At 69.0% G+C, this 22,819-nt stretch carries 22 protein-coding genes and 1 pseudogene; 9 read left to right on the top strand and 14 right to left on the bottom strand.

Annotation, left to right across the window (positions count from 1 at the left end):
- Positions 1-149 precede the first annotated feature (149 nt).
- The 4 genes from ACVW19_RS14920 to ACVW19_RS14905 form a co-directional block, all read right to left on the bottom strand.
- Positions 150-1,142 (bottom strand): aldo/keto reductase, encoded by a 993-nt coding sequence (locus ACVW19_RS14920; protein WP_457459882.1) that lies wholly within the window; start codon positions 1,140-1,142, stop codon positions 150-152.
- Positions 1,079-1,417: a type II toxin-antitoxin system VapB family antitoxin gene (locus ACVW19_RS14915; protein ID WP_457459881.1), complete on the bottom strand. Its 339-nt coding sequence runs from the start codon at positions 1,415-1,417 to the stop codon at positions 1,079-1,081. The genes ACVW19_RS14920 and ACVW19_RS14915 overlap by 64 nt, the downstream gene beginning before the upstream one ends.
- Positions 1,418-1,486: 69 nt before the next feature.
- Positions 1,487-2,074: a Uma2 family endonuclease gene (locus ACVW19_RS14910; RefSeq protein ID WP_457459880.1), complete on the bottom strand. Its 588-nt coding sequence runs from the start codon at positions 2,072-2,074 to the stop codon at positions 1,487-1,489.
- A 107-nt stretch (positions 2,075-2,181) separates the two neighbouring features.
- Positions 2,182-2,859: an SGNH/GDSL hydrolase family protein gene (locus ACVW19_RS14905; protein WP_388703824.1), complete on the bottom strand. Its 678-nt coding sequence runs from the start codon at positions 2,857-2,859 to the stop codon at positions 2,182-2,184.
- 88 nt (positions 2,860-2,947) lie between these two features.
- On the opposite strand from ACVW19_RS14905, the gene ACVW19_RS14900 reads away from it, so the two are divergent.
- Positions 2,948-3,979, top strand: coding sequence for a WD40 repeat domain-containing protein (locus ACVW19_RS14900; RefSeq protein ID WP_457459879.1), 1,032 nt, complete (start codon positions 2,948-2,950; stop codon positions 3,977-3,979).
- Between the two features lie 12 nt (positions 3,980-3,991).
- On the opposite strand, the gene ACVW19_RS14895 is transcribed toward ACVW19_RS14900, so the two are convergent.
- A complete protein-coding gene (locus tag ACVW19_RS14895; protein ID WP_457459878.1) occupies positions 3,992-4,423 on the bottom strand; it encodes a PPOX class F420-dependent oxidoreductase in 432 nt (143 codons plus the stop codon).
- A gap of 211 nt (positions 4,424-4,634) precedes the next feature.
- On the opposite strand from ACVW19_RS14895, the gene ACVW19_RS14890 reads away from it, so the two are divergent.
- From ACVW19_RS14890 to ACVW19_RS14865, 6 genes are all read left to right on the top strand, one after another.
- Complete coding sequence (locus ACVW19_RS14890; RefSeq protein WP_457459877.1) at positions 4,635-6,173, top strand: cellulase family glycosylhydrolase; 1,539 nt, start codon at positions 4,635-4,637, stop codon at positions 6,171-6,173.
- 158 nt (positions 6,174-6,331) lie between these two features.
- Positions 6,332-7,366, top strand: coding sequence for an IS630 family transposase (locus ACVW19_RS14885; protein ID WP_457459876.1), 1,035 nt, complete (start codon positions 6,332-6,334; stop codon positions 7,364-7,366).
- A gap of 842 nt (positions 7,367-8,208) precedes the next feature.
- Positions 8,209-8,541: a hypothetical protein gene (locus ACVW19_RS14880; protein ID WP_457459875.1), complete on the top strand. Its 333-nt coding sequence runs from the start codon at positions 8,209-8,211 to the stop codon at positions 8,539-8,541.
- 473 nt (positions 8,542-9,014) lie between these two features.
- Positions 9,015-9,359, top strand: a complete 345-nt coding sequence (locus ACVW19_RS14875) for a hypothetical protein (protein ID WP_457459874.1) — start codon at positions 9,015-9,017, stop codon at positions 9,357-9,359.
- Between the two features lie 95 nt (positions 9,360-9,454).
- Positions 9,455-10,159, top strand: coding sequence for an ABC transporter ATP-binding protein (locus ACVW19_RS14870; protein WP_457459873.1), 705 nt, complete (start codon positions 9,455-9,457; stop codon positions 10,157-10,159).
- A gap of 125 nt (positions 10,160-10,284) precedes the next feature.
- Complete coding sequence (locus ACVW19_RS14865) at positions 10,285-12,405, top strand: FtsX-like permease family protein (protein ID WP_457459872.1); 2,121 nt, start codon at positions 10,285-10,287, stop codon at positions 12,403-12,405.
- 342 nt (positions 12,406-12,747) lie between these two features.
- Here ACVW19_RS14865 and ACVW19_RS14860 read toward each other — a convergent pair.
- Both ACVW19_RS14860 and ACVW19_RS14855 read right to left on the bottom strand, forming a co-directional pair.
- A pseudogene (locus tag ACVW19_RS14860) lies at positions 12,748-13,043 on the bottom strand (IS1380 family transposase); the annotation flags it as partial.
- A 405-nt stretch (positions 13,044-13,448) separates the two neighbouring features.
- On the bottom strand, positions 13,449-13,871 hold the full coding sequence (locus ACVW19_RS14855) for an ATP-binding protein (protein WP_457459871.1): 423 nt from the start codon (positions 13,869-13,871) through the stop codon (positions 13,449-13,451).
- A gap of 176 nt (positions 13,872-14,047) precedes the next feature.
- Here ACVW19_RS14855 and ACVW19_RS14850 point away from each other — a divergent pair, with 176 nt between their 5' ends.
- Positions 14,048-14,917: a helix-turn-helix domain-containing protein gene (locus tag ACVW19_RS14850; RefSeq protein WP_457459870.1), complete on the top strand. Its 870-nt coding sequence runs from the start codon at positions 14,048-14,050 to the stop codon at positions 14,915-14,917.
- Complete coding sequence (locus ACVW19_RS14845) at positions 14,914-15,093, top strand: DUF397 domain-containing protein (protein WP_457459869.1); 180 nt, start codon at positions 14,914-14,916, stop codon at positions 15,091-15,093. Before ACVW19_RS14850 ends, ACVW19_RS14845 begins: the two co-directional genes overlap by 4 nt.
- A gap of 68 nt (positions 15,094-15,161) precedes the next feature.
- Here ACVW19_RS14845 and serC read toward each other — a convergent pair whose 3' ends face one another.
- From serC to ACVW19_RS14810, 7 genes are all read right to left on the bottom strand, one after another.
- Positions 15,162-16,280: a phosphoserine transaminase gene (gene serC, locus ACVW19_RS14840; protein WP_457459868.1), complete on the bottom strand. Its 1,119-nt coding sequence runs from the start codon at positions 16,278-16,280 to the stop codon at positions 15,162-15,164.
- 237 nt (positions 16,281-16,517) lie between these two features.
- Positions 16,518-17,777: a cytochrome P450 family protein gene (locus ACVW19_RS14835; protein ID WP_457459867.1), complete on the bottom strand. Its 1,260-nt coding sequence runs from the start codon at positions 17,775-17,777 to the stop codon at positions 16,518-16,520.
- A complete protein-coding gene (locus ACVW19_RS14830) occupies positions 17,774-19,018 on the bottom strand; it encodes a cytochrome P450 (protein WP_457459866.1) in 1,245 nt (414 codons plus the stop codon). Before ACVW19_RS14830 ends, ACVW19_RS14835 begins: the two co-directional genes overlap by 4 nt.
- The gene (locus ACVW19_RS14825) at positions 19,015-19,632 is read right to left on the bottom strand and encodes a GTP-binding protein (RefSeq protein WP_457459865.1); all 618 of its coding nucleotides are present in this window, start codon (positions 19,630-19,632) and stop codon (positions 19,015-19,017) included. Before ACVW19_RS14825 ends, ACVW19_RS14830 begins: the two co-directional genes overlap by 4 nt.
- Entirely contained in the window at positions 19,613-19,960 is a 348-nt protein-coding gene (locus ACVW19_RS14820) for a DUF742 domain-containing protein (RefSeq protein WP_109379351.1), read from the bottom strand. Before ACVW19_RS14820 ends, ACVW19_RS14825 begins: the two co-directional genes overlap by 20 nt.
- Positions 19,957-20,364 (bottom strand): roadblock/LC7 domain-containing protein, encoded by a 408-nt coding sequence (locus ACVW19_RS14815; protein ID WP_279335345.1) that lies wholly within the window; start codon positions 20,362-20,364, stop codon positions 19,957-19,959. The genes ACVW19_RS14820 and ACVW19_RS14815 overlap by 4 nt, the downstream gene beginning before the upstream one ends.
- Entirely contained in the window at positions 20,361-22,559 is a 2,199-nt protein-coding gene (locus ACVW19_RS14810; RefSeq protein WP_457459864.1) for an ATP-binding protein, read from the bottom strand. The genes ACVW19_RS14815 and ACVW19_RS14810 overlap by 4 nt, the downstream gene beginning before the upstream one ends.
- Between the last annotated feature and the right edge of the window lie 260 nt (positions 22,560-22,819).

The following is a 22,819-nucleotide window of genomic DNA, read 5'->3' as shown; positions in this document are numbered from 1 at the left end:
CGTGGACCCGAAAACCCGGAACCGGATCATGGCCGGTGCGCTTGTACTGATGTTTGCGGTAGTGGCTGTGGCGGCGGCGCTCGGAAACTAGCCCCGCCGCCACCAGGCACCCCCGGCGATCCCGGCGTGCCCGCCGGGAAGGCGGCGTCCTACCAGGCGAAGGCCTCCGGGGACGGCCCCGGGCCCGGGAAGATCTCGTCCAGCGAAGACAGCAGCTCCTCGCTCAGCTCCAGCTCGACCGCCCGCAGCGCCGACGCCAGCTGCTCGGTGGTGCGCGGGCCGACGATCGGCCCCGTCACCCCGGGCCGGGTGAGCAGCCAGGCCAGCGCGGCCTCGCCGGGCTCGACGCCGTGCTTGTCGAGCAGGTCCTCGTACGCCTGGATCTGGGCGCGGGCGGTGGGGTCGGCGAGCGTCTCGGCGGCCCGCCCGGACGCGCGGCGCCCCTGGGTGGCCTCCTTCTTGAGGACGCCGCCCAGCAGACCGCCGTGCAGCGGCGACCAGGGGATGACCCCGAGCCCGTAGTCCTGCGCGGCCGGGATGACCTCCATCTCGGCGCGGCGCTCGGCGAGGTTGTACAGGCACTGCTCGCTCACCAGGCCGATGGTCCCGCCGCGCCGGGCCGCGACCTCGTTGGCCTGGGCGATCTTGTACCCGGGGAAGTTGGACGACCCCACGTAAAGGATCTTCCCCTGCTGGATCAGGACGTCGATCGCCTGCCAGATCTCGTCGAACCGCGTGCTGCGGTCGATGTGGTGGAACTGGTAGAGGTCGATGTGGTCCGTCTGCAGCCGCTTCAGCGAGGCGTCCACGGCCCGCCGGATGTTCAGGGCGGACAGCTTGTCGTGGTTGGGCCACGCCTCGTCGTCGGCGCTCATGTTCGCGTACACCTTGGTGGCGAGCACGACCTTGTCGCGCCGCTCGCCGCCCTTGGCGAACCAGTTGCCGATGATCGATTCCGTACGGCCCTTGTTCTCTCCCCAGCCGTACACGTTGGCGGTGTCGAAGAGGTTGATCCCGGCGTCCAGCGCCGCGTCCATGATGGCGTGAGAGTCGGCCTCGTCGGTCTGCGGACCGAAGTTCATCGTCCCGAGGACGAGCCGACCGACCTTGAGTCCCGTGCGTCCGAGCTGCGTGTACTCCATGAGCACCAAGCCAACGTCCTGGAGCGCACTCTATGCAAGGGGATCAGTCGGCGGTGCCTGCGGGGACGCCCCAGGCCGTCGGCTGTCTCCTCCACGGGCCCCGTGAGGCCGGGCAGCCCGCCCTCGGCCGGCCAGGTCAGGAACGACGCCCGCTTCCGGCGTTTGACGGCGTCCTCGAGAGCCGCGTTCACGGTGGCGACCCTGGTACTCGTCCCGAAGATCTCGGCGGCCTCGGCCGGCTTGTCGTCGTCGATCTCGATGACCGTTCGTGCCATTCAGGAAGCCCCGGGTTGTCGACGGAGATCAGGAGCACGTCAGTGTGATGGGCGCGGACGGGACAGGAATCAGTCGCGGGGAAAGTCGCCGGTTCCGACCGTCAGGTCCGCCACTGTGCCCGTCAGATCGATGTCGTCGCCGAAGTCCACCCGCGTCCTGGTGACGTAGTCGCCGTTCTTGGGGTCGGTGTAGACGTAGCAGAGGCCCTGGTAGGGGTCGGCGATGACGTAGAGAGGGACCTCGGCGGTCGCGTAGGCGGCCTTCTTCGGGCCGTAGTCGTTGGCGGCCGTGCCCTCGGAGATGACCTCGAAGACGAACTCGACGTCCTCGTGGCGCCAGCGGCCTCCGTCGTCCTTCTCGGCGGAGGCGCGAAGCACGGCCACGTCCGGGCAGAGGCCGTTCTCGTGGCCGGGGAAGTCGATGCGGACGCCCGAGAACACTGGCACGTCCATCCCGAACCTGTCCTCGACGGCCCGTACGATTCGACGGATGATTGCCCAATGGGTGTCCCGCTGCGGTGTCATGTAGACGTTGCCCCCGACGATCTCGACCCTGAATCCTTCGGGGACGGGCATCCGCTCCAGCCGCTCGAACCACTCGTCCAAACGCTGCGTGTTGCTGTCGGCCATGGTGATCCTGTCGTCAAGGACGGTCATCGTGGCGCTCCTCCCCGGCCGCTCCACGGACGAGTACGGCCGCGCGGCACAACGCTACGCACGGTGAGTAGGACACGGGGTGGGGCGCATATGCCGCCGGGCGACGGCTAGGACGCGGAGTAGGGCCCGCCCAGCTCCCAGCCCTCGTACATCGCCTCCGCGAAGGCCTCCGCGATCTTGTGTTCGCCGCTCGCGTTGGGGTGGGTGCCGTCGTAGGTGTCGGTGTGGAAGTCGTACGACGGCGGGACGGCGGCCAGGAGGAGCGGGGAGCCCGGGGTGTCGAGGTCGGCGGCCGTCTTCGCGAGCAGCTCGTTGAAGCGGGTGACCTCGCCTGCGAAGGACGGGTCGGCCTCCGCGCGGATGTTGGGTATCACCGGGAGCAGGACCAGCCGGACGCGGCGGTTGGCCGCCCGCGCCCCGGCGACGAAGGCACGGACGTTGTCCGCGGTCTGCTCGGCGTTCGTGTAGAAGCCGAGGTCGATCAGGCCCAGGGAGACCAGGAGCACGTCGGCCCGCTGGGACCGGACGCTCTCGCCGATCAGCGGCGCCATGTGCTGCCAGCCCTCGCCCCAGCCGGCCAGGTGGGCCCGGGGGAAGTCGGGCTCGGCGTAGGCGTACGAGGTGGGGGCGTCCGCCACCTGGTCGTGCAGCGTCTCGCGCGGGCCGACGAAGGTGAAGGGGCCGCCGTACTCCGTGCACAGGTGCTGCCACAGGCGGTAGCGCCAGGTGTGTTCACCCGCGCTCCCGATGGTCATCGAGTCGCCGACGGGCATGAACCTGAGCACCCGATCATCATCGTCGATCAGTCCGGCCACCGCGATGTGAGACCGACCACCTGCCGTCAAGTCAGCGGTGTGATGGCAGTCTTGGGGCATGCGCCGATCCTTCGCCCTGCCCGCCGCGGCCCTTCTCCTCGGGGTGAGCGCCGCGCTCACCGCACCCGCCGCACCCGCCTCCGCAGCCGACGGCGACGAGGGGTTCACGATCAAGGACCCGCGCATCACCGAGTCCAGCGGTCTCGCCGCCTCCCGCCTCCACCCGGGCGTCTACTGGACCCACAACGACAGCGACGACGGCCCCTACCTCTACGCCGTCGACAGCGCCACCGGCGACACCGTCGCCCGGCTCACCCTCACCGGCATCGGCACGCCCCGGGACGTCGAGGCCATCTCCATCGGGCCGGACAACCGGATCTTCGTCGGCGACATCGGCGACAACCTCGGCGGCACCTGGCCGCACGTGTGGATCTACGAGCTGCCCGAGCCGAAGGAGCTGCGGGACCAGACCGTGCGGGCCACGCAGTACGTCGTGACCTACTCCGACGGCGCCCGCGACGCCGAGTCCCTCGTCGTGCACCCGAAGACCGGACGCGTCTACATCGTCGACAAGAAGGAGGAGGGCGGCCACCTGTACGAGGGGCCGGCCGAACTCTCCGCCTCGGGCGGCAACGTCTTCGAGCCCGTCGCACCCGTCGAGCTGTGGGCCACCGACGCCGCGTTCTCCCCGGACGGCCGGCAGCTCGCCGTGCGCGGGTACTTCGGCGGGATCCACTACGCGTGGGACGACGCCCGGGACGGGAAGATCGAGCGCAAGGAGCGGCTCAGCGTGCCGCTCCAGGGGCAGGGCGAGTCCGTCAGCTACTCCGCCGACGGCTCCCGGCTGATGTACGGGAGCGAGGGCGAGCAGAGCCCGGTAGAGGCCCGGGAGGCGCCCGGCGGGGGCGGCTCCGGACCGGCGTCCTCGTCGGGCGCCTCGGGTTCCTCGGGCGGGGGCTCACAGGCGGGGGACGAGGGTTCGGGGGGCGGTTCCGGTTCCGGGGACGGCCTCACGATCGGTGCCGTGGCCGCCGTGGCCGTCGTCTGCGCGGCCCTGTTCGGGCTGGGGCGCCGGCGCAGGCGGGGCTGAACCGGCGGGCGGTCACGCGCCGTCCGCGGGTGCCGGCCGCACCTCGTAGTGGAGCGTCCGCGTCCGCATCAGTCGGTGCGCGAGCGGGACCAGGGCGCCCTGCACGACCGGGTACTTGCGCCGCAGCAGCCGTGCCGCGTGCCGGTCCTCCCTGCTCCCCTGGTTCAGCAGCCGGACCCGGGCGCGCATCTCGGGTCCGACCGGCTTGCCGTCGGGGGTGGCGGGGGCCAGTTCCACCACCGGATCGAGGCGCAGGCGTTTGACCTTCTTGGCCTTGCCGGGGGTGCGGAAGTAGGCGTGGTCGCCCTCCACGGCGAGGTTCACGGCGGTGCCCACGCCCGTGCCGTTCCTGCGGTGGCTGGTGAGCAGCACCGCCCACTGTCCGGCGAAGTCCGCCAGCTCCGGGTGGGTGGTGCGTTCCGGGTGCGTGTGCGAGGTGGTCATACCTCCATCCAGACACCGATCCGCCGGTCTGGCATCCGCTGGCCCGTCTCCGGACCAGAACCTCCAGGAGGTGCGGCCCGGGCGGTGTCCGGAGAAATGGACCCCGCCCGTCTACTTGACGTGCTCATGGTGCATGGCTTGCGTGGAGGTGCGGAGTTATGGGAGCGCTCCCATGTATTCCGGGCCCATCCCTCCGAGAGGAAGCGGTGACATGTTCCGCAGCTTGCGAAGAGCGCTGTGCGTGGCCGTGGCGGCGTTCCTGCTGCCGTTGGCGGGTGCGCCGTCGGCCGGTGCGGTGGAGCGGGGCGAGAGCCCGGTGCGCACCGCGATGGCGGGCGAGGGCTACTGGCACACCGAGGGCCGTCGGATCCTGGACGCGACCGGGCGGTCCGTACGCGTCGCCGGCGTCAACTGGTTCGGCTTCGAGACCGACACCCGGGTGGCCCACGGCCTGTGGGCCCGCGACTACAAGAGCATGATCGACCAGATGAAGTCGCTGGGCTACAACACGATCCGTCTCCCCTACAGCGACGACGCCCTCAAGCCGAGCGCCATGCCCGACAGCATCAGCCACGACGGCATCAACACCGACCTGCGTGGCCTGACTTCGCTCCAGGTCATGGACAGGATCGTGGCGTACGCGGGGCAGTCGGGCCTGAAGGTCGTGCTCGACCGGCACCGCCCGGACGCGGCCGGGCAGTCCGCGCTCTGGTGCACCTCGACGGTCCCCGAGTCGACGTGGATCACCAACCTCAAGGCGCTCGCGGCCCGTTACAAGGGGGATCCGACCGTCATCGGCATCGACCTGCACAACGAGCCCCACGATCCGGCCTGTTGGGGCTGTGGCGACACGGCGCGGGACTGGCGGCTGGCCACCGAGCGGGCCGGCAACGCGGTGCTGTCCGTCAACCCCGAACTGCTGGTCTTCGTCGAGGGCGTGCAGTCGTACAACGGGGTCAACGGCTGGTGGGGCGGCAACCTGATGGGTGTCGCCGAGCACCCGGTCCGCCTGAACGTGCCGGACCGGCTCGTCTACCCCGCCCACGACTACGCCACCAGTGTGGGCCGGCAGCCCTGGTTCGAGGACCCGTCGTTCCCCGCCAACCTGCCCGGGATCTGGGACAAGTACTGGGGTTACGTCTTCAAGCAGGACATCGCCCCGGTCTGGCTCGGCGAGTTCGGTACGACGCTCCAGTCGGGCGTGGACCAGCGGTGGCTGTCCGCACTGGTGACGTACTTGCGGTCGACCTCGGAACACGGCGCCGACAGCTTCCACTGGACCTTCTGGTCCTGGAACCCCAACTCCGGTGACACCGGCGGCATCCTGAAGGACGACTGGAAGACCGTGGACACGGTCAAGGACGGCTACCTCGCGGACATCAAGGCGCCGGGGTTCCCGGCCGGCGATCCGGGGGACCCGGGCGGCCCGGGTGGTCCCTGGGGCGGCGGGCCCGCGTGCAGTGCCGCCTACACCGTCAGCAGCGACTGGGGCGGCGGCTTCAACGCCGAGGTGAAGGTCACCAACACCGGGACGGTACCGCTGAAGTCCTGGAAGGTGACGTGGACCTGGAGCGGCTCCCAGCGGGTCACCACCCTGTGGAACGCCTCGTACACCCAGTCCGGCCCAACCGTCACCGCGACCAACGCCCCCCACAACGGCGCGGTCCCGGTAGGCGGTTCGGCGAGCTTCGGCTTCGGCGGCGCCCCCGGCGGCGGAAGCACACCGAGCGCGACGTGCACGGCGACGTGAGCGGCGTGTGACCAGGGGCCCGGCGCAGTGACCCGCACACAGTGCCGGGCCCCGGGTGGCTTGCTGTCTGGCTCGAGGGGTGCGACATTTGCTGGGCAAGGTCCTATTGATCCGAAACGCTTTGGGTTCAAATTCGTTGACGGTGTGTGAGTGAGCTGGTGGGGGATGCACGGACCTGGCCGCCGGACGCGCAGGAGGCTGTGCGTCTGCTGGCCGTGTCCGCGCTGGTGGAGGGCCGGGACCGGGGAGAGGTTGCGGCCCTGTTCCAGGTGTCGGTCAGGACCGCGGACAACTGGTGGGCGAGGTGGCAGTCGGGTGGACGGGACGCGCTGCTGTCCCGCCCGCGGGGCCGCAGGGTGGGTGAACATCAGGTTCTGTCCGAGGCCGAGCAGGCTGCCGTCCGTCAGGCCGTCCTCGACCACACCCCATCCGACCTGCGGCTTTCCGGGCAGCTGTGGACGCGAGGGCTGATCGGCGAGCTGATCTTCAAGCTGTACCGGGTCCGCTTCACCGAGCCGGGGGTGGGCAAGTACCTCAAGCGGTGGGGGTTGACCTTCCAGCGGCCGGACAAGCGGGCGGTCGAGCAGGATGCGGAGGCAGTCCGGATCTGGCGCGAGGAGACGTGGCCGGCGATCCGGGCCAGAGCGAAGGCGGAGAACGGGGAGGTGCTGTTCGCCGACCAGGTCGGCATCCGATCGGACCAGGTCACCGGCCGCACCTGGGGAGCCAAAGGCACGACGCCGGTCGTGCGCCGTACCGGGAACCGGTTCTCCGTGAACGCGATGTCCGCGATCAGCACCAAGGGCCGGATACACTTCATGGTCTTCACCGGGTCGTTCGACGCGAAGGTCATGTGCCGGTTCCTCGCCCGGCTGTTCGGGCACTTCGACCGCAAGGTCCACCTGGCCGTCGACCGGCACTCGGCCCACCGCTCGAAGACGGTCCGGGTCTGGCTCGCCGACCACAAGGACCAGGTCGAACTGCACTTTCTGCCCTCGTACTCACCCGAGCTGAACCCCGACGAGCTGGTCAACGCCGACCTCAAACGCAGCCTGCCCCACACCCACCGGGCCAGGAGCCAAGCCGAACTCGCCGCCGAGACCCGGCGGTTCTTCCACCGCCGACAACGCCAACCGCGCATCGTGCGCGGATACTTCGGAGGCCGGCACGTCCGCTACGTCCTCGACGAGTGAATCCCATGAGTTTCTGATCAATATGTGTCCTCCGGAGGGCACCCAAAGGATTTTGCTCTCGTGGCCCCCGGCATGCCGGGGGTTTCTGCGTTTCCGGACGTCATCCGCGTCGAGCCGACGACGTCCTCGGTGTCGTGGTCAGGGAGTCGGTGCTGCGACAGCCGCTGACAGGACTGCGGCATGGCCCCAGCAGCAGGACCTGCACGATCACGGCATGGCCAACACAGTCGAAGCGGCTTGGCACAAGATCCTGACCACTGCCGGTGAACCCCGATGACCGGAAGGACCACCGCTTCTGGAACCGTTTGCCGAGCTGGTACGGGTGGCCTTCCGCGACTGCCCGGTGGGGCGGCGGACTCGACGTGGGCGATGCCGAGGCACGCGTTCACGCTCCGGGGAGGACACACCGTCCCACAACCGTGAGCACTGTGGCCACCACTGTCCTGATACTGCTCGTTTGAGCACTTACGTGACACATGCTCGCCGAGTGCTCACGGTTTTCGGCAAGGCACCCGTCTCCGGCCCCGCGGCGTCGGGCGAGCGCCTCACAGAGTTGACGGGATGCGAGCGCTCTCCGCCTCGCCGAGCGCGAACAGCGCCCACACGCACTTTGTGCAGGACCCCTGTCGGCAACCCCACGCCTTGGCCAGGGCCTCCACGAGTGCCGGTCCGCGCCCGCCCCCCCCGTCGAGGTCGGGTTCGTGGAGCCTCGGAAGTCTGTTCCTGCCCGGATCCGATACCTCCAGGATCAACTCCGCCCCTTACAGGGTGAGTGTTTCTACGACCGGGCCCTGGCCGAGGTGTCCTGGCCCGCATCGGCCGGCCCGCCCCGCCGCGGCTGGTTGCACCTGCTGCTCGTGCGCCGCTCGATCAGCGACCCGAGCGAGGTGGCCTACTTCATCGTGCACGCCCGTACCGGCACCACTCTGCCCACCCTCGTGAAGATCGCGGGCTTGCGGTGGGCAGTGGAGGACTGCTTCGAGACCGCGAAATCCGACTGCGGCTTGGGCCAGGACGAGGTCCGCAAGCGGGAACCGTTGCACCAGCACGACGCCCTGGCTTGCGCCGCCTTCGCGTTTTTGTCCGTCAGCACCACCCGCACCGCCCGCCTGGCCTCATCCGACACCGGCACCGCAGCCACAGACGGTACCGACGCACAACCCGCCATGTTCTGAACGCCGTTGACCACGTACCCGACCCCCGGCCACTGATCGCCCACGCCGCCGAGGAGATCCGCCGCCTGCTCCACCAGCCCCTGTGGCACGTCACCATCCCGCACACCATCGTCTCCGCCCAGCTGCTGTGGCGCCGAGCTCACCAGACCGTCGCCCGCCGCATCCACTACGAAGACAGCAGACGAAAAGCTTCCAAAACTCCCTGTAGTACGGGCCTGCTCCCTCACCTGCGCACTTCCATGAACAGCAGGAGCGGTCCGATCGCGAAAGTTTTAGGCCAGGTCACAGATTTCGAGACCTATTTTGCCTGATTTATCAGCTCTTTGCGCTACGCGGGGCCGGATAAAATTGCACATTGAGTTGCATTACTAGTTGATCAAGGTGACTGAAAAAGTGATTCCCCCCTAAGAGGGCAGTTGATACGTTCCTGCTGATAGCTGCACCAGGTATTTTCTGGGAGGGGAACGATTTACATGCGCATGAAGGCTGCAGTAATGACAGCGCTGATCGGGGCGAGTGTCATAGCGATGGCGGCTCCGGCTTCCGCTGCCGAGATCTACGCATCGCTCAGTGGGGCGGGGACGGCTCGGACCTGGTACAACCGGCAGGTCGTCGAGGTTTGCGACACCGACATGGACAACCACTCGGTTGCCGGCGAGTACTACCGCTCCGCGAACCCCAGCAACCTGCTGACCAAGTGGAACCATACGGGTTCTTCCACCTGTGCCTCCAGCGGAGAGGGTAGTAACGTGACAAAGCTGCGCGTCCGCGAGCAGCAGATCGCCGGCGAGGACCGCTACGGTTCCTGGGCCTACTGAGCCGCGCTGACACGCACCGATAATTGAAACGGCTGGGTCGTCCTCTTTCAGGGAGGCGACCCAGCCGTTGTCAACTTTGATCCTGAAGGAACCGAATGCCCCCCCTCCCGCCGCCCGCTGCCGATTCCGTGCTTACCGTGACCGGACTACGTTATGAAGTACCTGGTCGCACACTTCTGGGCGGAGCAGCACTGACAGTTGATTCTGGGCATTCCGTGGCGATCACGGGCCCATCCGGTAGCGGTAAATCAACTCTGCTGATGTGTCTTTTGGGTCTGATTAAACCGAAATCGGGGCGCATTGAGATTGCGGGCGAGGATATTACCCGAATGCGGCCCGGGCGGCTTACCAAACACCGCCGTGACTCCATCGGCATGGTGTTCCAGTTCGCGGAACTGCTACCCGAGCTGTCTCCGGTCGAGAACGTCGCTCTCGCCGCTCTGCTTGCCGGACGGAAGCGCGACGAGGCATTTTCACGTGCCGAAGAACTCCTGGAAGAACTCGCCGTCGCGGGAGCACGCGATACCGCGACAGTCGATTTGTCCGGTGGCGAGAGGCAGCGAGTCGCGGTCGCCCGGGCCCTCATCAATGAGCCTGTGTTGCTGCTTGCCGACGAGCCCACGGGCGCTCTCGATGAGGAGAACCGCGACAGCGTGGCCACATTGCTGTTCTCTCTGCCGAAACAGTGGAACTGCGGCCTGCTCGTTGTCACGCACGATGCCTCCATCGCTGACCGTGCCGACGAGCACATGGTGCTGCGCCAAGGAGCCTTCCATATGGCAGAGCGGGCGGGCAGCTGAGTATGAACACCAGTCACAAGAACCGTAACCGGGCTTCGTTGGGAACTGTGGCATCACTGCTACGCATCGGGCGAAGCGCGGCCCGGGGTGCCGAGAGCGGCAGGATTCGGTTGGTCGCCATGTGCGTGGCAACTCTCGCACTGGCATTGTCGTTCGCGGCCTGCGTCGTGGTGTCGGCCACCTACTCGGGTCGCGAGGCCGCACAAGCGGCACGCAGCCCGGTCACCGTTCCTGAACAGCAGGCAGGGCAGGCCATTGCTCGCTGGATGGAATCGGCTGACACCGTCGCGGGACGGCAGTACTCCGTGATCTACATTCAGCCGCTCCGCAAGGACTCGCCGCCGCCGCCCGGGCTTCGACGCTGGCCGGCACCGGGCCACTCTGCAGTGTCCTACGGCGCCGAACTGGCTGGCCAGCACGAGGGCATCACCTCCCGCTACGGAGAGATGGACGTCCGCCTGGAACCCGAAGGCCTGGCCAGTATCTCCGAGCCTCTCATTTATGTACGCCCGGCCAAGCCCATGAAAGAGGGGCTTTATGTCTCGGCGTGGGGTAACCCTGAGGGTACTGTCTTCGGAGAGCCGCTGAACATTCAGCCGGCCACCGGCTTCTACGTCCTCATCACCGCAACGTGTCTGGTCCCCGCCTTGGCGCTCACTGTCATTGCGTGCCGCACTGGTTCCGTGAAGCGAGACCGACGTCAGTCGATACTCCACGCGATGGGAGCTTCCCGGCGTCACCGACTTCTTGTCGACCTGGGTGAGACAGTGCCGCCGGTCCTGACCGGAGCCGCTCTGGCCATCTTGGTGATGTATTTCTGGCAAGGCTCCAACTGGAATTTGCCCAAGGTCAACTACATGATGACCGTTGACTACCTGAAGCCCCATCTGCTGCCGTTCTTCGCCAGCGCCGGATTGGCCGCACTCGTAGTACTCACAGCAGCGGTCACCGTCCAGCCGCGGACCACCAGCAGCATCAGGGTACGCCCAGATGGACACCAGGGCCGCGCACTGGTACGCACCGCGCGATGGCTGTGCCCCGTGGCGTTCGCCGTTGCCTTCTTCGGCCCTGGTCTGTTCACCGCACAGGACAACGAAATATTGTTCCTGCTGCCCTACGCTGCAGGTTCCCTGACCGCGCTTCTGCTGCTGCCCGCGGCTCTGTCAGCCCTCACCACACAGTTGGGTCGACTCATCGGCTGGTGGGGTCAGCGAGCGGGACGTCCAGTGGCTCTGCTCGCCGGTCGGTGGGTCGCAGCCAGCCCGGCTGCCGTGACCCGTGTCGTCACCAGCATTGTTCTGCTGATCGGCCTGTCGGCCCAGCTCTACACCTGGAACAACCGGACCACGGAGTCCGACGCGAAGGCCCTGGCAACCCAGCGGATGCTCGATTCCTCCGTCGTGGTGGTAGATGGTATCGACCGCAACTCACCCCAGCAGTTGCAGTCCTTCATTACCGCGTTGCCCGACGATCAGAAGGTACTGGCCGTCTACAGCAGTGACAGCCCTGAAATGCGAACGCATACTCGGGTTCTCGGTAGTGACGCAGCCCTGAGGCAAGCCGGCTTGCCCGTTCCGTCCAAGGATCGGCAAGTTCTGACGACTTCTGTCCAGAAGGTCGACTCCGACCGTGGACGGGCGCTGCTGCAAACCGCGGACGCCATGGCGGACGGCACAGCCGCTGTCGAGCGAGGCGTTGTGCGCGCCACAGAGAACCTGCGCACACTCCAGGTCATCGCGTCCAGAGGCCACAAGGTCGACGAAGCAGCAGTCAAGCACCTGGCCAACCGGACTCTCATGCCGGGATGGCACGTCACCGTCCCCGGCGGAGAGTGGACAGCAACCCTGGCCACCTATCGGGAACACAACTGGTGGCTGCCCATGTTCGCGATGGCTACGCTGGCCATCCTTGCCTTCGCCACCTGCCTGGCCAACATGGCCGAGTTCCTGCGCTTCTCCAAAACTCTGGCACCCACCATCGTCATGGCAGGAAACAGGCGTCTGTTCGCCTGGACGACACTGCTTGTCTTTCTGGGTGCCTTCTTCTGTGCGGCGCTTGTCGGCGTCTGCGCTGCTGTGGCTCTCACCCTGCCTATGCAGGGACCTCCCATCCGCGCCGAAGGGCTCCCTGTCACGATCATCGGCTGGAGCCTCACAGTAGTGATGACACTCGCGCTGGTCATGACCGCGTGGGCAGCGCGAGTAGCCCTCAAGGAGGCAGGACGCTGGCGACCGGTATCTGACTAGCCGCGTTCTTGCGTGAGGGTCCGCCAGCTTGCTGACGGACCCTTTCGGCTCGTTCGAGTTGGCTACCGCCGAGTGGGCTGATCGGTACAACCACCGAAGACTGCATAGTGAGTTGGACCACATGCCGCCCGTCGAATGCGAAGCTGACTACTACACCCAATTCGTGAACCCTCAGGTCATCAGCACAATCTGAGCCTGTATCCACCGAGCCGATTCCGTGAGCGTTTTCCCGGCTGATTCTGGTCGGGTTTCTACTGGTGGGCGGGGGAGAGCGCCGGGTGGCTGTCCCGGTGGCAGGGGCTCCGAGGTTTTTGGCTGTGGGTGGGCAGAGCGGCTGGCAGGTCAGGTTCGCAGGCGGTGGCAGACCGCCGTCCACAGCGCCTCGAGGGCGTTCTGCCAGGGCCGGCGTTTGGGCAGGTGGAAGGTCAGGGTGCGCGCGCTAGTGACCAACCAGGCTGACAAGTAGGGAAGTTGGCGGCAAATCGTGCCGGTGCGGGCCCTCGCGTGGAACGCTGAGGTCAGACAGCCGAGCACACGGGTGAGGTTGTGGTTGATCACGGCCAGAGTGAGCCGGGCTGCGTTCGCGGTGAACTTTCCCGGCGGCAGATGAGCCAGCACGAGTCTTCAAGATCGGCGAAGGTCGCCGCGGGGCTGTGGAAGGATTTCACTTACGAGGTGCCTTGCTGGTTGGGCCGGACGGAAGCGTGAGAACTCCCATATTCCCAGCTCAGTGGGTACCTCTCTGCGTCAGCCCCTCCGCCTCCCGATCACGATCGGTGGATCCAGGCTGAGGATGTACGGATGCACCACGTCGTCGGTATGGCAAGTAGCGTTCGAGGGGCAGGCTTTTTGGTGCCTCCCAGTACTCTTCGTCGGGAGGAAAAGGTAGATACCGGCCTGCGGCGCGGGAGCGCTTGTGCCAGCGCTGCCATCGGGCGTCGTACGGGTTCGGCAGCCGTACCACGTACGGGTCCGGCGTCCAGACCTCGCGGGCGAGGTCCCGGTCGCTCACCCGGGTGTTGCACGAGCGTCGGGCGAGCGCCTCACAGAGTTGACGGGATGCGGGCGCTCTCCGTCTCGCCGAGCGTGAACAGGGCCCACACGCACTTCGTGTACGGACCCTGCCGACAGCCCCATGCGTCGGCCAGGGCCGCCACGAGGACCAGGCCGCGTCCGCCCTCCTCGTCCGGGGCGGAGTCGCGCAGCCGGGGGAGCCTGTCCCTGTCGAGGTCGGAGACCTCCAGCACCAAATGCGCCTCGTACAGGTTGAGTTTCACCTCGACCTGGGCGCAGGAGATCCGGCAGTGGGTCACGGCGTTGGTGACGAGCTCGTTGGCGAGGAGCGTCACGCTGCCGGCGAGTCGGTCGGTGACTCCCCAGTTCGCGAGGGCTTTGCGCACCTGCCGGCGGGCGGTGGGGACGTGCTGTCTGTGCTGGGGGATGCGGAAGGTTTCGGTTGCGGACATGGGGGTGCCGTACCTCCTGACGTGACGTCAAGATGTGGAAATGAAAACGTCGTTCACCCATGAGGCTAGAGCCGCAAGAAGGGGAGTGGCAATCAATTGAGGTGCATACATGCTGTTGGAGATATGTTCGACTGCGGCATGCTCTACAGTTTGGCTCTGTCAGAGAGGGGGCGGAGATGCCCGTAGGTGGACGACCGACCGTGCGCAGCAGGCGACTTGGCGCTGCGCTCAAGACGTACCGGCTGGCGGCGAAGATGGACCAGGCCCAGGCCGCCGAGGTGATCGCCGCCCACCAGACCAGGGTCAGCCGCATAGAGACTGGGCATGTGACCGCCCGCCCACTCGAAATCCGGGCGATGCTCGACGCGTACGGTGTGAGTGATCCCGAAGTCCGCCAGAAACTGGAGGGGTTGGCCCGTCAGTCGAAGCGCCGGGGCTGGTGGCTCGAGCACGCCGCACACCTACGGGCGGACTACCTCGACCACATCGCGTTGGAGGATGACGCGACCTATATCCGAGAGTGGCAGCCGGTGCTGGTTCCGGGGCTCCTGCAGACACCGTCGTACGCGGAAGCGATCTCCAAGGAGAGCCCTCACTACATCTCCCCGGACCGGATCGCCCAGCTGGGAAAGGTCCGCGAGAGTCGGCAGGCGAAGATCGAGGAGGGCAGGGCGACGTACTCCACCATCCTCGGGGAGTCGGTCATCGCGCACCCGTTGGTGGACGTCGAGATTCACCAGGAGCAGCTTGCGACAATCCTGGAGATCGGGAAGCGGAAGAACGTCACCGTGCAAGTGCTGCCGTTCAGCGCGGGTGTACTGGGAGCCGTGACGTCGGCTTTCTCCGCCTTCAGCTTCGATTCCGAGCCGACGGTCGAGGCAGTGACCCTGGAGAACCTGAGGGGCACGTCGGTCCTCGAAGGTCCTGAGGACCTCACCGCTTACGCCAATATGTACGACCTACTACGATCGTCAGCACTGGCACCCGAGGCGAGCGCCAAGCTCATCCGGGGCATACTGCGGAGCTTGAAGGAAGACGCATCGTGACCGAGGTCGTAAGCCCCTTCCGGAAGTCGTCGTACTCCCAGCCGGAGCAGAACTGCGTCGAGGTGGCCCACACAACCGACAACGGCCGGGCCGTCCGGGACAGCAAGCAGTGCGACGGGCCTCTGCTCACCGTCTCGGGTGAGAGCTGGCAGGCCTTTCTCGGTCAGTTCGCGTAGGCGTCGCGTGCCCGAAGGGCGCCCGGTGGTGATCTACCGGGCGCCCTTCGTCGTCGTGCGGGGTGCGGCTACAACTGCTCGATGACGTAGTCGACACACTTCGTCAGGGCCTCGACGTCCGCCGGGTCGATCGCCGGGAACATGGCGACGCGGAGCTGGTTGCGGCCGAGCTTGCGGTAGGGCTCGGTGTCGACGATGCCGTTGGCGCGCAGCACCTTGGCGATCGCGGCGGCGTCGACCTCGTCGGTGAAGTCGATGGTGCCGATGACCTGGGAGCGCTTGGCCGGGTCGGTGACGAACGGGTTCGCGAACTTCACGTCCTCCGCCCAGCCGTACAGCGTGCGGGCCGAGGTGGCGGTGCGGCGGACCGACCAGTCCAGGCCGCCCTGGCCGTTGATCCACTTCAGCTGCTCGTTGAGGAGGAAGAGGGTGGACAGGGCCGGGGTGTTGTACGTCTGGTTCTTGCGGGAGTTGTCGATCGCCGTGGGGAGGCTGAAGAACTCCGGGATGTGGCGGCCGGACGCGTGGATGCGCTCGGTGCGCTCGACGGCTGCCGGGGAGAAGACGCCGATCCACAGGCCGCCCTCGGAGGCGAAGGACTTCTGCGGGGCGAAGTAGTAGACGTCCGTCTCGGCGATGTCGACGGGCAGGCCGCCGGCGCCGGACGTGGCGTCCACCAGGACCAGGGAGCCCTCGTCGGCGCCGGGCACCCGCTTGATGGGCATGGCGACGCCGGTGGAGGTCTCGTTGTGGGTGAGGGCGTAGACGTCCACGCCCGCTTCGGCGACCGGCTCGGGGTGCGTGCCCGGGTCGGCGGCGACGACGGTCGGCTCGGCCAGCCAGGGGGCGAGCTTGGCCGCCTTGGCGAACTTGGAGCTGAACTCGCCGAAGGTGAGGTGCTGCGACTTGTTCTCGATCAGGCCGTGGGTGGCGATGTCCCAGAACGCGGTGGAGCCGCCGTTGCCGAGGACGACCTCGTAGCCCTCGGGGAGCTGGAACAGCTCACGGATGCCCTCGCGTACCTCGCCGACCAGGTTCTTCACCGGGGCCTGGCGGTGGGAGGTGCCCAGCAGGGAGGTGCCGGTCGCGGCCAGCGCGTCCAGCGCTTCCGTCCGCACCTTGGAGGGGCCCGCGCCGAAACGACCGTCGGCGGGCTTGATGTCAGCAGGAATCCGGATCTCAGCCACGGAAGGAGCCTAGCGGCTACGGGAAACCCGGGTGCAATCTCGTCCGTCGGCTGAGACACGAATCAGCCGGTGGGGGAAGGGCCGGGGCAGGGCGGCGGGGCGGCGGGACGGGGGGTCGAATCCCCGTTCCGCCGCCCCGGAGGTTGTCCCGAAGGCCAGCCCGAAAGCTGCCCCGAAGGCCCCCGAAGGCCGCTCGAAGGCCGCCCGAAAGCCGTTCCGAAAGCCGGTTCGGAAAGGTCAGCCGCCGAGGGTCACCGGCAGTTCGTACAGGTCGTTCTGGGTGACCACCGGCTTGTTGCGGAGTTCGGTCGCCGGGACCGCCAGGTCCAGCTTCGGGAAGCGCGCGTACAGGGCCGGCAGGGCGACGTCCGCCTCCAGCCGGGAGAGGGCCGCGCCGGGGCACACGTGCGGGCCGTGCCCGAAGGAGATGTGGCGGTTGGCGGTCTCGCGGGTGATGTCGAAGACGCCGGCGGTGGGGCCGTGGGCCTGCTCGTCCCGGCCGATCGCGGCGTACGACACGATCAGCGCCTCCCCGGCCGGGAGGACGGTGTCGCCGACCTGCACGTCCTCGGTGGCGAACCGGATCAGCACGTGGGAGGTGGGTGTGGAGTACCGCAGGGTCTCCTCGACCACCGCCGACCAGTCCGCCTTGCCGGACAGCACCAGCTCGCGCTGCTCGGGGTGGGTGGAGAGGTTGACCACCGCGTTGACGATGAGCGAGATCGTCGTCTCGTGGCCGGCCGCGATCATCAGCTGGAGCGTGGAGACGATCTCCTGGTCGGTGAGCCGGTTGCCGTCCTCGGATGCCTGGATCAGCGCGGAGGTCAGGTCGTCGCCGGGGTTCTCCCGCTTGCGCGCGACCGTCTCGGCCATGATCTGCGCCAGTTCGGTCAGCGTCGCGATGACCTCTTCCGGCGGGGTCTGCGTCGAGAAGAACTTCTCGAACAGCTCCTTCAGCCGCGGCAGCCGCTCCTCGGCGAGCCCCATCAGGTCGGCGACCACGTACATCGGCAGCGGGTAGGCGAACAGGGCCTTCAGGTCGACCGTTTCGCCCGGCTCCGCGGCCACCTTGTCCAGCAGGCCCTCGGTCAGCTCGGTGATCCGCTCCCGCATCTGCTCCACCCGGCGGGGCGTGAGCGCCTGCGCGACCAGGGTGCGCAGCCGGCGGTGGTCGGCGCCGTCCACGGTGAGCATGGAGCGGGGCGGGTTGGCGAGCCCGATCAGCGGCCAGTCGGGGGCGATCTCGCCGCGCTGCCAGGCGCCCCAGACGTTGATGTCCTTCACCAGCCGGGGGTCGGTGAGCAGCTTCTTCGCCTCGGCGTGGTGCGTGACCGCCCACACCGGTACGTCGCCGGGCAGGACCACGCGTGCGAGGGGCCCGGCGGCCCGCAGCGCCGCGCTCTCCGACTCCAGGTCGGAGACGAACGGGTCGAGGTGGATGGGGGTCTGGCCGGTGTCCGTCGTGGTGGTGGGAGAGTCCGTACCAGCAGCCGTCATCTGAGCTTGCCTCCAAGGGCGGGAGTGGGTGTGAACGTGACCGGAAGTTCGGACAGCCCGCGGAGCCACGGCGAGGGGCGGCGGGTCAGGGACGCGGCCGGTACCGCGAGGTCGATGTCCGGCAGCCGGTCCAGGACGACCTCGATGCCGGTCCGCGCGATCACCTCGGCGATCTCCTGCGCCGGGAACGGGCACCGGTGCTCCCCGTGGCCGAAGGAGAAGTGCGCGCCGTTCCCGCCGGTCAGGGCGGAGCCGTCGGTACGCACCTGGGGATCGGAGTTGGCGCCCTGGAGGCCGAGGAGCAGCATGTCACCGGCGCGGATGCGGCGGCCGCCCAGCTGGGTGTCGCGGGAGGCCCAGCGGCCGGCCACGTTCTGGGTGGGGGTGTCCTCCCACAGCACCTCGTTCATCGCCTCGGCGACGCTGTTGCGGCCGCCGAAGAGGGACGCGGCGAACCGGTTGTCCGTCAGCATCAGGTGCAGGGAGTTGCCGATCCAGTCGGCGGTCGGCTGGTGTCCGGCCGCCATCATCACCATCAGGTCCTGGACGATCTCCTCGTCGGTGAACCCGGAGGTGTCGGCGAGCATCCGCGACGCCACGTCCCGGGCGGGCTCGTCCCTGCGGGCGGCGACCAGTTCGGTCATCGACGTGAACAGGTGGGTCTGGCCCGCCAGCGCCCGCTCCCGCCCGTCGATCATGTCGTTGAGGGCGGTGACCAGGGCCGGTCCCTGCTCGTCGGAGAAGCCGTAGAGCCGGGCCAGTACGCGTACCGGCAGCAGCGTCGCGAACTCACCGACGATGTCGGCGGTGCCCCCGTGGCAGATGCCGTCGATCAGCTCGTCGGCGAACTTCTCGGCGTAGCCGCGCAGTTCGAACGGGTCCACCGCCTCCAGCGCGTGGACCATCATCCCGGCGCGCTCGCGGTGCCGCTCGCCGACGGTGTAGAGGATGGAGGGCTGCTTGCGGCCGATCATCGGCAGCAGCGGCCAGTCGTCGGGGATGTTCTCCCACTGGCTCCACAGGTCGGAGTCGCGGCTGAACAGCACCGGGTCGCCGGTGATCTGGTGCAGCTCGCGGTAGCCGAGCACCAGCCAGGCCGGTACGTCGCCGTCGAGCAGCACCGGTACCACGCTGCCGTGGTCGCGCCGCATCTCCCGGTACACCCTGGCCGGGTCGTCCTGGAGCAGGGGCCCGCTGAAGGCGACGGGGGCGGTGGCTGCGGACGCGGGGGTGGGGCTCACACCAGCTCCTGACGAGGGGCTCGGGCCGGGTCGGCGTAGCGGGCCTGGATGTGCTCCACCAGCGTGATCAGCACCAGCTTGCTGGACTCCCGGGACCGTGCGTCGCAGGTGACCAGCGGGACGTGCGGATCGAGGTCGAGGGCCTCGCGGATCTGCTCCGGGGCGAAGGCGGGGCCGCCGAAGTCGTTGCAGGCCACGATGAACGGCGTGCCGTGCTTCTCCAGCCGGTCGATGGCGTACCAGGATTCGTCGATGCGCCGGGTGTCGACCAGGACGACCGCGCCCAGGGTGCCGGAGAACAGCCGGTCCCACAGGAACCAGAAGCGTTCCTGGCCGGGTGCCCCGAACAGGTACAGCACATTGCGCCGGTCCAGGGTGATGCGGCCGAAGTCGAAGGCGACGGTGGTCGCGGTCTTGCCGCTCACCGCGCTGACGTCGTCGACGGCCTCCCCGGCCCGGGTCATCGTCTCCTCGGTGTTGAGGGGACGTATCTCGCTCACCGAGCGGACCATCGTCGTCTTGCCGACGCCGAAGCCGCCCACGACCACGATCTTGAGGCCGTTGTCGGCCGACGCGCCCAGCGGTGTACGCGTCTCAGAGGTTGCGGAGTCCAACGAGCACCTGCTCCAGGATGTCGGGGTCGGGTACGGCGGCCTGGCGGGGGTGGCGGGCGCTGACGCGTCCCGCCGCCTGGAGGTCGGCGAGCAGGATGCGGGTGATGCTCACCGGCAGCTTCAGCTCGGCCGCGATCTCCACGACCGCCGTGGGTCGTTCGGTCAGCCGCAGGATCGCGGCGTGCTCGGACTGCATGCCCGGCACCGGATCGCATTCGGCGACGACCAGGGTCACCAGGTCGAAGGGGTTGTCGGCCCCGGACCGGCTGCGTCCGCCGGTGACGGTGTAGAGGCGGTCGGGGGCGTCGTCCCTGCCCGGCCTGCTCATGAGGTGCGCGGCGGCGCGGTCAGGTGCTCCCCGAGCTGCTCCACCAGCTCGCTCATGTTGTGCCCGATGAGCCCGGCGTCGGCGTCCTCGTCGGTGACGACGGCCAGATGCGCGCCCTGGCCGGCCTCCACGATGAACAGCACGCCGCCGTAGAACTCGGTCATCGCCGACCTGACGCCTCCGCTGCCGTCGCCGAACTCCACGGACGCGCCGTGCGACAGGGACTGGATGCCCGCGGCGATCGCGGCGAGCTGGTCGGCCTGGTCGGCGGAGAGCTCGGGGGTGCGGCACAGTTTCAGGCCGTCCCTGGACAGCACGAGCGCGTGCCGCGCGCCCGGCGTGCGCTCCAACAGGCCCTCTATCAGCCAGGTGAGCTTCTCGTCGGCGGTCGTCGTGCCGGTCATGAGGTGGTGTCGCCTTCCGGTGTTACGGGGGTGGGGGTCGGGGTGGGGGTGTCGAGGGGGGCGGTGCTTGTGCCGCTGTCTGTGCTCGTGCCGGTGTCTGTGTCTGTGCCTGTGCCTGTGTCCGTTTCTGTGCAGGGTGCTGCTTCCGTGCAGGGCGCCGCGTCGTCCGGGGCGGTGGCGCGGACGGCCTGGCGGAAGCTGCTGAAGCGGGCCGTGCGGGCCCTCGTCTCCTCGGCGGTGGGTGCCGCGGGGCGCGGGGTGGTGGAGCGGGTCCCGGCGCCTCGGGTGCGCTCGGCCTCGGCGAGGGTGCGGCCGCGGCGGCGGCGCGGCAGGTCGAGCGGGGGCGCGTCCGGCGCGGATGCGTCCGTGCCGGTGCCGGTGCCGGCGCCTGTGTTCGGGCTCGGGTCCGTGTGCCGGTCCGGGGACTCGTGGGTGGGTACCGGGTCGGGGTCGAGGTCGGCTCCGGCGCGGTGTGCCGCGTACGAGTGGCCGGTCGCCGCCGCGGGCGTCGGCGTGGCCGTGGGGCCTTGGCCCGTTTCCCGCTTCCGCTCCGGGGCCGTGGCGTCGGCGGGGTGGGCGGCCGGTGCCTCGGCCGGGCGGGTGCTGTGGCGCTGGGGGAGGCCCGGCGTGGACGGCCCGGGTGCCGTGCTCGCCGGTGTCTCCGCCTCGGAGCGCGCGGGCCGCGCGGCTCGCGCGGGCCGCGCGGGCGCCTCGGTGCGGGTGCCCGTCGGGGCGGGGGCGCCGGTGGGCGGGGTGTGGGGCGCGTCCGGCGATACGAGGATGTCCTGCGGTACGAGCATCAGCACGCCCGTGCCACCGCGGGCCGAGGGCCGGTAGGAGACCCGGAGGCCGTAGCGCCGGGCCAGCCGGCCCACCACGGCGAGTCCGAGCCGGGTGCCGGTGAGGCCGCCGAGCCCGCTGGTCTCGCCGGAGACGGCACGCTCGGCGCGCCGCAGCTGGGCCTCGCCCATGACGAGCCCGCTGTCCTCGACGGAGACGATGACGCCGGCCGGCACCTCCTCCACGTAGACGTGGACCTCGGCGGTCGGCGGCGAGAAGTTGGCGGCGTTGTCCAGGAGTTCGGCGAGCGCGTGCATCACGCCCTCGGCGGCGTGCCCGGCGACGGCGGTGTCGGCGGCGGAGTGGACGCGGACGCGCCGGTAGCCGCTGATCCTGCCCATGGCGCCGCGCAGGATCGACTCCATGCGGATCGGCCGGGCCCAGCGGCGGCCCGAGCGGGCGCCGGTGAGGACGGCGACGGAGTCGGCGAGCCTGCCCGCCTGCGCGGTGCGGTGGTCGAGGTGGAGGAGGTCGGCGAGGACCTCCTCGTCGTGGTGCTTGTCCTCCATCGCGCGCAGGTCCGCGAGCATGCCGGTGGACAGGGCCTGCATCCGGCCGGCCGCGTTGGCCGTCGCGGACAGCGCGGCGGCGCGGGCGCCGTCGGCCTCGCGCAGCCGGACGGCCAGCCGCGCGTTCTCCCCGATGTGCCGGTCCCGGTCCTGTGACAGCCGCGCCCGCTCCTCGCCGAGCCGCTTGAGTTCCGCGTCGAGCCGGTCGCGCTCGTCGGTGTGCTGCTGGACCAGTCGGGCGGTGTGCGCCTCGTGTTCCTCGGCGCGCCGGCGCAGTTCCCCGGCGTGCTCCTCGGCGAGCCGGGAGAGCTCGGCGGCGTGGTCGTCCCTCAGCCGGGCGAGTTCGGTGGCGTGGGCGTCGGTCAGGCGGGCCCGCTCGGCGGTGTACTCCTGCGTCAACCGGGCCGTGGTGGTGGCGTGTTGCTCGCTGAGGCGCTCGCGCTCCGCCGCCACGGACTTCGCGAGGCGGGCCCGCTCCTGGTCCAGGTCGGCCGACAACCGGGCCCGCTCCCGGGTGAGTTCGCCGGTCAGCCGCTCGTGCTGGCGGCGGGCCTCCTCCGCCTGCCGGGCGCGCTCCTGGAGCAGCCGGCCGACGTCCTGGGTGACCTCCTCCAGCCGCCCGCGGAGCGCTCGCGCCGTCAGGACGGCGTGGGTGGCCCAGGTGACGGCCGCGCACAGCAGCAGGGCGGCGATCACTCCGGCCGCCGTGAGGACGCCGCGCGCGGAGGCCGGTCCCAGGAGCACCGCGACGACGACCCCGACCGCGGAGAGCGCCGCGGTGAGCAGGGACACGGGCAGCAGGCTGCGGGGGGTGGGGCGGTCGCCGGGGAGCAGGGGGGAGGTCATCAATCAGGGTCCTCGGTCGGGTCCTCGGTCGGGTCCGCGGGGCATACGCCGTCGTCTGCCCGTGTCGTCTGCACGTGTGGTCCGCGCGGTCCTCGAGTGGTCCATGGGGTCGCCGGACCCGGTTTCGGGGTCGCTTCTGGAGCGAGGGCCGACAACTGCGCGCAACTCGCGGTCACTATATGCAAGTTCGTGATCTGCTTGGGAAGATTCCGGTCTCGTTCTTGGGATTTGAGTCCCTCCTGAGGGAATCGGCCCCCCGG

The sequence above is a fragment of the Streptomyces sp. TE5632 genome, assembly GCF_054061295.1.
This window is presented reverse-complemented; position numbering and strand designations above follow the sequence as displayed.

Excerpts from the sequence above, each read along its gene's own strand:
- ACVW19_RS14920 (WP_457459882.1), bottom strand. The coding sequence starts at position 1,142 with ATGGAGTACACGCAGCTCGGACGCACGGGACTCAAGGTCGGTCGGCTC.
- ACVW19_RS14915 (WP_457459881.1), bottom strand. The coding sequence starts at position 1,417 with ATGGCACGAACGGTCATCGAGATCGACGACGACAAGCCGGCCGAGGCC.
- ACVW19_RS14910 (WP_457459880.1), bottom strand. The coding sequence starts at position 2,074 with ATGACCGTCCTTGACGACAGGATCACCATGGCCGACAGCAACACGCAG.
- ACVW19_RS14900 (WP_457459879.1), top strand. The coding sequence starts at position 2,948 with ATGCGCCGATCCTTCGCCCTGCCCGCCGCGGCCCTTCTCCTCGGGGTG.
- ACVW19_RS14895 (WP_457459878.1), bottom strand. The coding sequence starts at position 4,423 with ATGACCACCTCGCACACGCACCCGGAACGCACCACCCACCCGGAGCTG.
- ACVW19_RS14890 (WP_457459877.1), top strand. The coding sequence starts at position 4,635 with ATGTTCCGCAGCTTGCGAAGAGCGCTGTGCGTGGCCGTGGCGGCGTTC.
- ACVW19_RS14875 (WP_457459874.1), top strand. The coding sequence starts at position 9,015 with ATGCGCATGAAGGCTGCAGTAATGACAGCGCTGATCGGGGCGAGTGTC.
- ACVW19_RS14870 (WP_457459873.1), top strand. The coding sequence starts at position 9,455 with ATGCCCCCCCTCCCGCCGCCCGCTGCCGATTCCGTGCTTACCGTGACC.
- ACVW19_RS14855 (WP_457459871.1), bottom strand. The coding sequence starts at position 13,871 with ATGTCCGCAACCGAAACCTTCCGCATCCCCCAGCACAGACAGCACGTC.
- ACVW19_RS14850 (WP_457459870.1), top strand. The coding sequence starts at position 14,048 with ATGCCCGTAGGTGGACGACCGACCGTGCGCAGCAGGCGACTTGGCGCT.
- ACVW19_RS14835 (WP_457459867.1), bottom strand. The coding sequence starts at position 17,777 with ATGACGGCTGCTGGTACGGACTCTCCCACCACCACGACGGACACCGGC.
- ACVW19_RS14820 (WP_109379351.1), bottom strand. The coding sequence starts at position 19,960 with ATGAGCAGGCCGGGCAGGGACGACGCCCCCGACCGCCTCTACACCGTC.
- ACVW19_RS14815 (WP_279335345.1), bottom strand. The coding sequence starts at position 20,364 with ATGACCGGCACGACGACCGCCGACGAGAAGCTCACCTGGCTGATAGAG.
- ACVW19_RS14810 (WP_457459864.1), bottom strand. The coding sequence starts at position 22,559 with ATGACCTCCCCCCTGCTCCCCGGCGACCGCCCCACCCCCCGCAGCCTG.